General features: G+C 49.3%; 10 protein-coding genes. 6 read left to right on the plus strand and 4 right to left on the minus strand.

Features of this window, described 5'->3' with window-relative positions; genetic code table 11:
* Window positions 1–84 precede the first annotated feature (84 nt).
* On the minus strand, window positions 85–2,028 hold the full coding sequence (locus PHQ97_06195) for a molybdopterin biosynthesis protein (GenBank protein MDD4392324.1): 1,944 nt from the start codon (window positions 2,026–2,028) through the stop codon (window positions 85–87).
* A 52-nt stretch (window positions 2,029–2,080) separates the two neighbouring features.
* Complete coding sequence (locus PHQ97_06200) at window positions 2,081–3,307, minus strand: molybdopterin molybdotransferase MoeA (protein MDD4392325.1); 1,227 nt, start codon at window positions 3,305–3,307, stop codon at window positions 2,081–2,083.
* Between the two features lie 517 nt (window positions 3,308–3,824).
* Here PHQ97_06200 and PHQ97_06205 point away from each other — a divergent pair.
* The 5 genes from PHQ97_06205 to PHQ97_06225 all read left to right on the plus strand — a co-directional run bounded on the left by PHQ97_06205 (window position 3,825) and on the right by PHQ97_06225 (window position 9,162).
* Window positions 3,825–4,583, plus strand: a complete 759-nt coding sequence (locus PHQ97_06205) for a class I SAM-dependent methyltransferase (GenBank protein MDD4392326.1) — start codon at window positions 3,825–3,827, stop codon at window positions 4,581–4,583.
* An 89-nt stretch (window positions 4,584–4,672) separates the two neighbouring features.
* Complete coding sequence (gene amrS, locus PHQ97_06210) at window positions 4,673–5,686, plus strand: AmmeMemoRadiSam system radical SAM enzyme (protein MDD4392327.1); 1,014 nt, start codon at window positions 4,673–4,675, stop codon at window positions 5,684–5,686.
* A gap of 107 nt (window positions 5,687–5,793) precedes the next feature.
* Window positions 5,794–6,687 carry a putative 4-hydroxybenzoate polyprenyltransferase gene (gene ubiA / locus PHQ97_06215; GenBank protein ID MDD4392328.1) on the plus strand — a complete coding sequence of 298 codons (894 nt, stop codon included), beginning with the start codon at window positions 5,794–5,796 and terminating at the stop codon, window positions 6,685–6,687.
* Window positions 6,684–7,292 carry a UbiX family flavin prenyltransferase gene (locus tag PHQ97_06220; GenBank protein ID MDD4392329.1) on the plus strand — a complete coding sequence of 203 codons (609 nt, stop codon included), beginning with the start codon at window positions 6,684–6,686 and terminating at the stop codon, window positions 7,290–7,292. The genes ubiA and PHQ97_06220 overlap by 4 nt, the downstream gene beginning before the upstream one ends.
* A complete protein-coding gene (locus tag PHQ97_06225; GenBank protein MDD4392330.1) occupies window positions 7,285–9,162 on the plus strand; it encodes a menaquinone biosynthesis decarboxylase in 1,878 nt (625 codons plus the stop codon). The genes PHQ97_06220 and PHQ97_06225 overlap by 8 nt, the downstream gene beginning before the upstream one ends.
* 110 nt (window positions 9,163–9,272) lie before the next feature.
* On the opposite strand, the gene PHQ97_06230 is transcribed toward PHQ97_06225, so the two are convergent.
* Window positions 9,273–9,515 (minus strand): hypothetical protein, encoded by a 243-nt coding sequence (locus tag PHQ97_06230; GenBank protein ID MDD4392331.1) that lies wholly within the window; start codon window positions 9,513–9,515, stop codon window positions 9,273–9,275.
* A gap of 265 nt (window positions 9,516–9,780) precedes the next feature.
* On the opposite strand from PHQ97_06230, the gene PHQ97_06235 reads away from it, so the two are divergent.
* Window positions 9,781–10,644: a glycosyltransferase gene (locus tag PHQ97_06235; protein MDD4392332.1), complete on the plus strand. Its 864-nt coding sequence runs from the start codon at window positions 9,781–9,783 to the stop codon at window positions 10,642–10,644.
* 108 nt (window positions 10,645–10,752) lie between these two features.
* On the opposite strand, the gene PHQ97_06240 is transcribed toward PHQ97_06235, so the two are convergent.
* Entirely contained in the window at window positions 10,753–12,156 is a 1,404-nt protein-coding gene (locus PHQ97_06240; protein ID MDD4392333.1) for a lysine 2,3-aminomutase, read from the minus strand.
* Window positions 12,157–12,783 lie beyond the last annotated feature (627 nt).

Below are 12,783 nucleotides of genomic sequence, written 5' to 3' on the forward strand. Positions count from 1 at the left end.
GCAGGCGTTGCCTGTTATCCATTTATCCATACCGGATGAAACACGCACGTATCCGGCCCGGCCGAGCCGGTTGATTCGGGTCTTCTATCCGGCAAAGCGGTGCAGAATGTCTCCGGTTCTTTGGGTGTTGTAGCCTCCCAGCATCTGAACACGCTGCTTGAATGCTTCGGACCGAATGGTTTCCAGCAGGACATTGATAGAATCAGAGGAAATATGTTCTTCGGGAATGATCAGATCGTATTGTTCCGTTGCAACCGGTATAAAATCCAGATCCAGCGCATTTGCCGCCGCACAAATGCCCAGCCCCACATCCGCAAGACCGCTGAGAACCGCTACGGCCACCGACATATGCGTGAATTCGTCATTTTCATAGCCGGTGATATGATCCGGCTGGATTTGGGATCTGTTCAGATGGTAGTCCAGCAGAATCCGGGTGCCGGAGCCGGTCTGCCGGTTAATGAAGATGATATCATCACGGGTCAGATCCTCAAAGCCCTGAATGCGTTTGGGATTTCCTTTGGGTACAATCAAGCCCTGGTCCCTTTCGACCAGATGAACCGTTACCCCCTTGAATCCGGGCAGGAATTTGTTGATGTAGGATATATTATAGGTTCCGGTTTCCGTATCCAGCAGATGGCAGCCGGCGATATGGCAGACGCCGCGTTTGATCGCCATCAGTCCGCCCATGCTTCCCACATGGCTTGAAGAAAGCGTCAAATGGCTGTTGTGGGTTGAGCGGATCTGGTCGGCGAGTACGTCCAGGGTGTTATCATGACTTCCTACGGCGACGATGGTATTGCGAATATGAGACAGGGGACGCAGGAGTTCGGCGCTGACCGGCTCGTTGACATTGAGCCCTTCCACATGATTGGGAATGCGGATGATGCCGTCTGCCCGGGTCAGCGTGGTAATGCTTCCGGACCCTCTGGGCAGGGGTGTGGCAACAATTTTGTCACCGACATTGCCGAGTTTGACCCGGAAAAATTCTTCCACTCCCAGATGGGATGAGATTTTACGGGTCGGAAAAACCGTGGCTTCCGGACGGTTTTCCTCCGGCAGCCCCTGCATTCTATATATCAGCGGCCTGACAAACTGTTCAAAGGCGACAATGGCTGATACGGGATACCCGGGAATGCCGGCTACCGGTTTTTCATTGACAACCCCCATGACAACGGGTTTTCCCGGCATGATGGTAACGCCGTGAAACAGGATATCTCCTATGTCGCTGATTATTTTACGGGTATAATCTTCTGAACCGGCTGATGAGCCTCCCACCGTAATGATGATGTCATAATCCTGGCCGGAAGCTTCATCGACGGCGTTTCGAATCGTATCCTCGTCGTCCTTCACCAGCGGGTGGCGTACATATTCAGCGCCAAAGGATTCGGCAAGTTTTCCCAGAACAAAGGAATTGGTTTCCAGAACCTGACCGGGTTTCAGATGATCTACCGCGCATTTTTGCCAGTCCAGCAGTTCAGAGCCCGTGGGGATAATTAAAATTTTTGGCTTTTTTCGGACACGGACGGTAAATATTCCTGCGGACAGCAGCGCTCCCACGCAATAGGGCGTGATGACGTGATCCCGGGTAAATAGCAGTTCGGTTGCCACGATATCTTCCCCCATTTTTCTGACATGTTGCCAGGGATAGGCGGGCGCCTGGATTTCAATCCGATGCTCATCGATGACCTGAACGTTTTCAATCATAATCACCGCGTTGGTATGTTCCGGCAGCACGTGGCCGGTGTTGACATAAAACGCGGTTTCTCCTATCCTCAGCTCTCTGGGACTGGCTTCATGGGCCCCGAATGTGGATTCGGCCTTCACGGCAATCCCATCCATGGCCGCTGCATGGAAGTTCGGCGATGAGAGTCTTGCCGTGACATGCTCGGATAATACCCGGCCTACGGCATCCGGAACAGGGATGGTTTCGCCGGAAAACGTTTCGGGAACAGGGAAGCGGTTGAAAAGAATTTCACGGGCTTCTTTTAAAGTCTTCATTTTCAGATATACATTGCGTCGTGATGTCATTATATGTCTCCAAATACGATTTTTTTATCGCATCATTCCGGGAAATCAGGGATTACAGGGGGATGACATTGACGGGGGTGTCTTGATCGAAACCTTCGGTGTTCACCGGTATTTCGACAAGCCCGTCGGCCTTGACCATGGTATTGATGAGGCCGGATTTTCCGATCACCGGTTCTGCCCAGATCTCTCCGGATTTTTCAATGAACCGGACTCTGATAAAATCCGTACGACCCTGAGCAGATGGCAGGTTCCGGGTCAGGCGTGCGGTAATCCGTTTCATGCCCCGGGGCAGTGTAATACCGGAAATGCGGTCGAAAAAAGGGCGGACCACAACCGAAAATACCACCATGGCGGATACCACATGCCCTGGCAGGCCCCAGAACATCTTGTTCCCGACTCTGGCCAGGATCGTGGGTTTTCCGGGACTGATCGAGATTCCGTGAACGAGTATCTCGGATTCGGGGAGGGATGATATGGCATCGATCGTAAAATCCCGGGTTCCCACGGAGCTGCCCCCGGAAATCAGCATCATATCGGATTGAGACGCGGCCAGGGAACAGGTCTCGTGAAGTTGATCAAAATTGTCCCTCATGATGCCGAATATCAGCGGAATCCCCCCGGCTTCTCTTACAAGACCGGCCAGCGTGTAGGTATTGATATCCCGGATTTTTCCTGCGGCAGGTATCTGGTCAATGGGGATCAGTTCATCGCCGGTTGAAATGATGCCGACCACCGGCTGCCGGTAAACGGACAGTCTCGTTCTGCCCAGGGCAGCCAGCAGTCCGAGTTCCTGAGGCCTGATTTTGACGCCCTTCGGCAGAATGGTGTTGCCCTGGAGGATGTCTTCTCCGATGTCTACGATATGCTGTCCCGGAGCGACCGCCCGGTAAACTTCAATGGTCGAATCGTCGACAGCCTCGGTATGCTCGATCATGACGACACTGTCTGCGCCCTTCGGAAGCATTCCCCCGGTGGGTATTCTTGCCGCTTGTTCAGGCCCGATTGAAAAATCAGGAGTTTCTCCCATGAATACAGCGCCTTTTACCATGAAATACGCCGGGTTGCTTTCGGAGGCGCCAAACGTGGATTTTGCCGATACGGCATAGCCGTCCATGGTGGATCTGGCAAAATCGGGTATATTGATATCGGATACGATATCTTCTGCCAGTATTCTTTCCAGAGCGTCCGGCAGCGAAATGATTTCTGCCTCGACAGGCGCAAAATCCGATGTATAATTGAGTACATGCTCTATGGGAGTGACTTTGAAAAATTCGTTCATGATCTAATCCGATGCAATTGTTTTGAGTTCAGTCTTCCGGGTAATTTCGGATCGTAACGCGGCGTCATGCCTTAAAAATAAGGGCATGAACATGGCATTTTTATGGTGGTAATGCATATATTGCATTCCCGGTTTATCTAATTGTGTTGTTAGCACAAAGGCGAAAATAGTTCAAACAGTTGGGGAAAAGATTGTAATAAAAGGTGGAAAGTTTTCAGCGGGGTCCCCCGATCCGTTTTCATCAGTATGGTACAGAGAAAAAGAGCCGAATGATACTGGGTTGACGCGCCCGGTATGCTCCAAAGCTTTCGTAACGCAGCCAGGCAGGATGCATCGGCGCTTAAAATCGGAAGTTATTTTTGAGTGAGCCCCCAGTGCGCCGGGGTCCGTTCAGCTCATTTCCGTTCCCGATGAATGGCGTTGGTTTTATGCTTGATAAATACGTATTTTTCCAATAAATATATACATTATGGGTTATATTTTTGATTTTAAAGATGCCGTCGCATATGATCAGTGGTTGAAACAGTCGAAAATCCGGTTTACCGCTGAACTCGAAAGCCGGCTGATGCTCGATATGCTTCGACCGGTCAGGGGGGAATCTGTTCTGGAAATCGGTTGCGGTACCGGGACAAGGCTTTGCGCATTGATAGATTCCGGATTACAGGTTACGGGTCTCGACCCTTCTCCCTATATGCTGGATATTGCAAGCCGAAATGTAAGGAATCGGGTGGATTTTTATCGGGGAGTTGCCGAAGATCTGCCGTTTGAGGACAATTCATTTGATAATGCCTGTATCATATTGACGCTCGAATTTGTCGATGATTTCAAAAGAACCATCGAAGAAGCCTGTCGGGTTGCAAAAAACAAGGTGTTTATCGGATTTTTGAATAAACATGCCGTTGAAGTCATGCGGCTGAGACTCAGAACGCTGCTTTGCGACTCCATTTATAAACATGCGCGGTTTTTCAGTATCAGCGAATTAAAAAGCCATATCCGGTATGTGCTGGGCAATGTTCCGGTAACGTGCCGTACGGTAAGTAACTTTTCTTCCTCAAACCGGATCATCTGCCGGAAGATTGAACAATATCGATTTATTCAACGATTTCCATTCGGTGCTTTTGCCGGGATGGTTGTCGTTTTAAATCCTCAATTCATCACCCGTCCCCTGTCGCTGATCTGCCCTGTCAATCGTTCAACAGGTGTTTTTTGCCGGATAAATCCTGATGAACTCGTAAAAGGCCAGAATCGAGACGGCATCGTAAAAAGTCCGAGTTAAAGGCGCAGTGGTTTAAACCGCTTTCTGATCCACTCAAGCCGGAAGCAAAAGGCGCCAAAAAAAAGTATTGGAAAAGGGGAGTTGATACCATGGAAGCCTATCTGTATGAATCGTTGCCGGATAACAAGGTCCGTTGCCGGCTCTGCCATCATCGCTGTATTATTCATGCAGGCAGCCGGGGAAGATGCAATGTCCGGGAAAATCAGGCGGGCACGTTGAAAACCCTGGTGTACGGCAAGCTCATCGCCCGTCATATTGATCCGATTGAAAAAAAACCCCTGTTTCATTTTCTGCCGGGAACCCGTTCCTACTCCATTGCAACGGTGGGGTGTAATTTCCGGTGCCTGTTCTGTCAGAACGCGGATATCGCCCAGCTGCCGACCGATCAGAAAGGCAGGATCATTGGAGAGTTCTGCAGTCCGGAAAAAATTGTTTCAGAGGCCCGGGACGCCGGTTGCCAGAGTATTGCCTATACTTACACGGAGCCGACCGTATTTTTTGAATATGCCCTTGATACTTCCCGTCTGGCTCATGAAAGTCACATCAAAAACGTGTTTGTCACCAACGGGTTTATGACGCCCGAAGCGCTGGAGATGATCAGCCCGTACCTGGATGCGGCAAATGTGGATCTGAAAGCCTTCAGCGACCGGTATTACCGGGAAATCTGCGGGGGCAGACTGGAACCGGTCAAGGAAACGCTGAAACTAATGAAGGCCATGGACGTTTTTGTTGAGGTAACGACGCTGCTGATTCCGGGATTGAATGACAGCCCGGATGAACTCAACCAGCTGGCCCGGTTTATTGCCGATGAGCTGGGTGTCGATACCCCCTGGCATGTCAGCCGGTTTCATCCGACCTACCGGCTCACGGACCTTCCGCCGACGCCGGTTCAGACCCTTGAACTGGCCCGGGATATCGGCCTGAAGGCAGGCCTGAGGTATGTCTATACCGGGAATGTGCCGGGCGATGAGGGGGAAAGCACCTTCTGCTATAACTGCGGAAAGCTGCTGGTTGACCGGTGGGCTTTTACAGTTCGTAAAAATGTGATAGACCGTGGCCTGTGTCCGTATTGCGGCGTTTCGATCGATGGGGTGGGAATGTAGAGGTTGTTTTAAAGGTAATTTTCAATAGACCAGACATCTGATATCAGTATAGTGATTGCGTGTTTGGTTTGACGGTCTCGGAAAAGGTCGTTTTGGATTATGGCCGGATGAATTGGAAGCATGTGATGAATCCCCTTACGGAACGGGTTTTGACGTATGGCCGGATGATTAAGTTCAGCCATACGGTATTTGCTCTTCCGTTTGCGCTTTCGTCAGCGGTCCTGTCCACACGGTACCATAAATTTGAGCCGGCAGATTTGATCTGGATACTGCTGGCCATGGTCGGAGCGCGATCAGCGTCCATGGGGTTTAACCGGATTACCGATGCGGGTCTGGATGTCAGAAACCCGCGAACCTGTCAGCGGGAAATTCCTGCAGGACGAATTTCCGTCATGTCGTCATGGATACTGGTGATTTTATCGTCGGCGCTGTTTATTTTTTCTGCCGGGATGCTGGGCAGAATCTGTCTGATCGGGTCGTTTCCGGTATTGCTTATTTTATTTGGCTATTCGTATACCAAACGGTTTACCTGGCTTTGTCATCTGTATCTGGGGTTTGCCATATCCCTTGCGCCTCTGGGAACCTGGATCGCTTTGACACAGGGATTTTCGTGGTCCATTGTGCTGCTGTCTCTGGCGCTGATGACCTATATCGCCGGGTTTGATATTCTCTATGCCTGCCAGGATCTGGACGTTGACCGGCGCGAAGGCCTTTTTTCCATACCCGTTTTTTTTGGCGTCCAGAACGCCCTTTTGATTTCATCTGCCCTGCACGTGCTGTCCTTTATCTGCTTTTTTCTTATTCATATAGTATTTGACATGCATCTCGTATACCTGATCACCGTTATGATTATCGGAGTGCTGCTTATTATCGAACAGCGGCTCGTAACGCCGGATGATTTAAGCCGGGTTCCGATTGCGTTTTTCCATATCAACAGCATAATTTCCATCCTGTTGTTTGTTGGTATTCTCATCGATGAACTGCTGAGGAGATGTTTATGAGCAGGAAGTTTGTTGTTGCCATATGCGGGGCTTCGGGTGCTGTGTACGGGGTTCGGCTGTTACGGGCGCTTGTGCAGGTGCCGGCAGATATTTTCCTGATTGTCTCGGAGGCCGGACAAAAGGTGCTCCAGCATGAAATGGGTTACCAGGGTGAATCCATGATCTCGTTTCTTGAACGGTCCGGTGTGAATTTTCATGAACAGGCATCTTTGAAATGCTATGAACCTTCGGACCTGTTTGCGCCACCGGCCAGCGGGTCATTCCGGCATGAGGCAATGGTGATCGCGCCGTGCTCCATGAGAACGCTGGCCAATATTTCATCGGGTATTGCGGAAAATCTGATTCATCGGGCGGCAGATGTCTGCCTGAAAGAAAAACGGCCGCTGATTCTGCTGCCGCGTGAAATGCCGCTGAGCCGGATTCACTTGAAAAATATGCTTCGTGCAGACTCTGCAGGTGCCACCATCATACCCCCTTCCCCGTCATTTTATTTTCATCCCCAAAGCATTGAAGCACTGGTGGATACCGTCGTGGCAAGGGTACTGGATCATCTTCACGTGGAACATCAATTGAGCAGACAATGGGGGGAGTTCGTGAATGAATAATCCGGGCGCGTATCAAAATCTGGGACAATTTATCAATGCACTGGATCGGGCCGGTGAACTGTCGCGTATCCATAAACCAGTATCCGCCTGCCTGGAAATCAGTCGGATCACCGATCGGGAGTCCAAACGTCCGGCAGGCGGCAAGGCACTTCTATTTGAGAATGTAATGGATTCGGCCTTTCCGGTAGCCACAAATTTATTCGGAAGCCCTCATCGGATATGCATGGCATTAGGGGTTGGGCATCTGGATCAGCTGGGCGAGCGGATCAGGGAATTCATCGATTTTAATCCGCCCCGCACCCTTAAAGAGGCGCTTCATATCGTCCCCATGGCCATCGGGGTGTCACGGTTTTTTCCCCGCCGGTTCAAGTCTGGGACGCCGCCATGCCAGCAGGTGGTAATTAAAGGCGATGCGGTGGATCTGTCAAAGCTTCCTGTGCTTCACTGCTGGCCCGCGGACGGCGGACCTTTTGTGACCCTCCCCCTGGTAATCACCCGGAGCCCGGTTACCGGAAAGCGCAATGTGGGCATGTACCGGATGCAGATTTTTGACAGGCAGACGACCGGTATGCACTGGCATATTCACAAGGACGGCTCTCATTATTATCAGGAGTACTGTCGATTGGGGAAACCGATGCCGGTAGCGGTTGCCATCGGCGCTGATCCGGCGACCGTGTATTCTGCTACCGCGCCGATGCCCCGGGGTGTGGATGAATTGATGCTGGCAGGATTTATTCGTCGAAAACCGGTGGCCATGACCCGGGCGGTCACCGTTGATCTGGAGGTCCCTGCTGAAGCGGAATTTATCCTGGAAGGGTATGTAACGCCCGGTGAACTCCGGCGGGAAGGCCCGTTCGGGGATCATACCGGGTATTATTCCCTGGAGGATGATTATCCGGTGTTTCATGTGACGGCTGTTACCCATCGAAAGGATGCTGTTTACCATGCCACGCTGGTCGGGCCGCCCCCCATGGAGGACTGTTATCTGGCCAAAGCCACGGAACGGCTGTTTCTACCCATGATTCAGGCGGTGATGCCGGAAATAACCGATTACTGGTTTCCGTGGGAAGGCGTGTTTCATAATATTGTCATTGTATCAATTGACAAGGAATACCCCGGGCATGCCCAGAAAATTATGAGCGGCCTCTGGGGGCAGGGGCAGATGAGTTTTTGCAAGGCCATTGTCGTGGTCGATAAAACAGTGGATTGTCAGGATTCGGGCAGCGTGCTGGAAGCCTTTATCCGGCATTTTGATCTCGCCTCGGACATTACATTGAGCAAAGGGGTCCTGGATGTGCTGGATCATTCATCCCCGCTTCCTAATTTTGGTAATAAAATCGGGATCGATCTGACGGCAAGATGTCTCGGGGAACCCCCTCGCACCGGAGCGGAGCAGGCCGCTGTTCATCCTGATGAACAGCCGGTGCCTGGCAATATTTCAGACAGGGTGTCGGGCGCAGTCAATTGCCGGCAGCTGCTCGAATCGATTTCATTCTCTGCCCAATCGGGCAATCGACTGCTGGCCATAACGGTTGAAAAAACATCAACCCGGGGCGGGTCCTATTTTGCGGAACAGCTTTTGTGCTGTCCTGAAATTGGCCAATTTAATATTCTGATCCTGTTTGATCAGGGGATAGACCTTGCAGATGAATCCCAACTGCTGTGGAAACTGTTTAATAATGTGGACCCGGATCGGGATGTCATTATACGGGACAACCGGGCTGTGGTTGATGCCTGCAAAAAAGGACCGGCAGATGGCCATGAGCGCCCTTGGCCGGATGAGCTGACGTTTGATATGTCGGGCTCGATCATAACTTCGGCCATAGTTCCGAAGTGTGGTCACGGAGTCCCGCCCGTTCCCGGCGTATGACATTGCGCTATCCGGGGAAAGATGCCGGGACTATGAAGCGTTAAGAAGCGCAAACTGTTTGAGGCGCGCCGAGTTTTTGCGCTTTAGCTTCATAGTTCCAGCATCCCTGGTTAGTCCTCTTTTTTCAGGGAGTCAAAATATTTTCTTTCATAATAGGCCCCTTTGCCTCTGTCAAATATTGCTTCGTTTTCATGAATGAGTTTGGGACGATCACCCCACGAGCCATATGCCGGAACGGCTGTATCTCCCAATGAAAATTTTCGGCCGCAGGCCGGGCATCCTTCTGCATTCAGCATGTTGACTTTTGCAAGATCCAGAATCACTTTTTGTCGCTTGGGTGTTTTTACGGCCATGGTATTTTCTCCTTTTGGGGTTGGCGGGAAGGGGCGTTCCAATGACGGCAGCTAAACAAATTTATGGCTACGGATGCCATGTAACCTCTAAGCCATATTTACTATGACGTTGAAGGCTCAGGGGACATTTGAGAAGCAAAACCAATAATCCTAATATTTCTTTTATTGCCGGAAAAGTCAATAAAAGGATATGTCAGCTAATCGGGCCGAAACGAAGATCAAGTCCTTTATTAACTGAAGTATCTATATCCCAGAAACGGTATCCATGGAAAACAGATTGAAAACTCCCAAGGTGAGTGTCATTATTCCAACTTATAACCGGGCGCGGCTTCTTGAAGAGGCGATAGACTCGGTTTTATCTCAAACATTTACGGGTTATGAACTCATTGTTGTAGATGACGGGTCGACCGATGATACCGGAGAGGTGCTTGCCTCCTGTGAAGACCGAATCCGGGTTATTCGACAGAATAATCAGGGGGTCAGTTCTGCCCGAAATGCGGGGATTGCTTCGGCGTCGGGTGATCTTATCACGTTTTTGGATTCGGATGACCTGTGGCTGCCGGATAAATTGATTCGTCAGGTCGAGTTTTTTCAACAGACCCCGGATGCTTTGATTTGTCAAACAGAAGAGATATGGATTCGTAATGGGATAAGGGTGAATCCAAAAAAACGGCATAGGAAAAGATCGGGAATGATATTTGAGCCGTCGTTGAAGCTGTGTCTGGTCAGTCCGTCTGCCGTGATGATAAGGCGGTCTTTGTTCGATAAGGTCGGTATCTTTGACGAGGATTTGCCAGCCTGTGAAGACTATGACCTGTGGCTCAGAATCAGTTGCCGGTATCCGGTGTATCTGATTGATGAACCGTTGATCGTCAAGCGGGGCGGGCATCAGGATCAGCTTTCAAAAGCGCCGGGGTTGGATAGATATCGCATACAGGCGCTGAAAAAGATTATCGACAGCAAAAAATTATCACCGGTGCAGTATGCCGCTGCCGTGAACATGCTGGCTGAAAAAGGTTCTATATATGCGAATGGGTGTCTGAAGCGGGGCCGGAAAAAAGAGTCCCGGGATGTCGCCGAATTGATCGGCAGATATCATCCGTTTTCAAGTACCGGGTTAAAACCGTGATCCGGGTCAAAATCGTTGCATCTGCCAGCTGCGTCGGATGAAAACCATCCTGACGCAGGGGAAAATGCGCTGTGCCCGGCTGTTTAAAACCGGATTTATGGACGGGCATTAGCTGAGAGCACATTCCATCTCATCGGCCTCTTCATCATAGTGGGGCAGTTGAAATTGGGCCTGACGCTTTGCATATGCTATGGCATTGAGTCGTTTTGTATAGAAAAAATCGGTCTCCCCAAATGCGGGCTTCAATTCATCCAGCCACGAGGCCTTACTGTCATATCGGGCAAAAAAGACTTTATTGGCCCATTGAGAATCACGACCCTGTATGAATTTCAGGACGAAGACTTTTTCCCCCTTGATTTCTGAAATGCCGTCGATCAGAATTTTTCCCTGTGTGGCAGACATGGACGGCCCCCTGACCGTTCGGCATAAGCCCGATACGGTTCCATACGCCTGACTGAAAATCTGATAAGCGGTTTTCAGAGGGAGCTTGAAGTAATCTTTCGGGCCTGTATCCCTTCCCACAAACATGTAATATGGAATGGCCCCCAGTTTGACCTGAGTTTTCCACATGGTTGACCATACATCCGGATCATCATTGATATGTTTGATAAGCGGGGCCTGACATCGAATCGTGGCGCCGGTATTCAGTATCCGTTTGATCGCTGTTTGGACGGCAGGTGTTTCCAGCTCTCTGGAATGGCTGAAGTGTGCCATGATTGACAGATGGATTCCGCTGTGGGTGATCTGCTCGAAGAGCTGCAGCAGTTCGTCAGCATCTTTGTCTGTGATAAACCGATAGGGCCAGTAGGCCAGCGATTTTGTCCCGATTCTGATGGTTGACAGATTTGCGGGTTTTTCCCGGATCAGCCGGTCCGTATACCTTTTGAGCACCCTTGTTCTCATTGTGAGGGGGTCTCCACCGGTAAAAAGAACGTCGGTTACTTCCGGATGTGCTTTTATGTAGGTGAACAGCGCTTCAGCATCCCGGCTGGCGAATTTCAGATTGTCCAGACCGGCAAATTGAGCCCACCTGAAGCAGTAGGTGCAGTATGCATGGCAGCTTTGTCCCTGGCTGGGGAAAAAGAGAACCGTTTCATTGTACTTGTGCTGCATCCCGCTGTAAATTTTTCCACCCTCGATTGGAACATTCAAATCCATTTGTCCTGCCGGGTGGGGATTCAGTTTCATCTGGATTTGTTGTGCGGCGATCTTCACCTCTTTTTCGGATGCCTGCTTCCGTATGAGGCGTTCCATCCGGTCAAGTTCAAAATCTTCAAGCATGCCGGGCTGAGGAAATGTCAATTGAAAGATAGGATCATGCGGAATATTGTCCCAATCAATCAATTCTTCGATCACATAATTGTTTACTTTAAATGGGAAGACCGTAGCGGCCGCTTTTACCGAAGATAGCAGTCTTTTCGGAAGGTTTTCTGTCTGAGGAATCTGGTGAATAGTGTTGCGTGAATATAATTTTAATTTTTTTTCGATGGCTGGATTTGTTTTAAACTCCATATGCCTCCTTTTCGGTTAAATATTGCTGAAATTATTGATTAAGGAAAAATCGTGTCTGAAACGAAGAGGTTTAAATCAGGGCGTAATAGAATATTATCTATAGAATAATAAGAAAATAATTCTTCTGTGTCAACATATAATTTTTTTAAATTTATTGATGATGAATAAAAATAAAAGTAAAAATTTTTTTATAAAACAAGTAGTTTGATTTTTAATTTATAAAATACAAATGTTTACTTGCCACGTAAAAATATTTGATACACGAAATGTTAACGCATTTTAAGTAATAATATCTTTAAAATGAAATAAAAAGTAAAATAAAAGTAAATATATATTTTATATTTATACAAAAGTACTATGATAAATACCGAGTTGACAAAAAATCTTATTTTTGGATATATCTGTAGATATCCGGAGAATATGGCCGAATTCAGACCGGGGAACGACGCGCTGTCTTTTTGTGTTTATCCCTCTGGGATGCATGGTAAGCGTGCTTTTATTTGACAGGCTGTGTTGTTTAAGCTTAATACTAACGGTATATATTTCGAATATTAATATGGGTAGCCCCGGGGGGGGGGGGGGGGGGGAAAAGGGGGGGGGTTTTTTTCTAAAAAAATTTTTTTGGGG

It is taken from the genome of Desulfobacterales bacterium, assembly GCA_028704555.1.
Lineage (GTDB): Bacteria > Desulfobacterota > Desulfobacteria > Desulfobacterales > JAQWFD01 > JAQWFD01.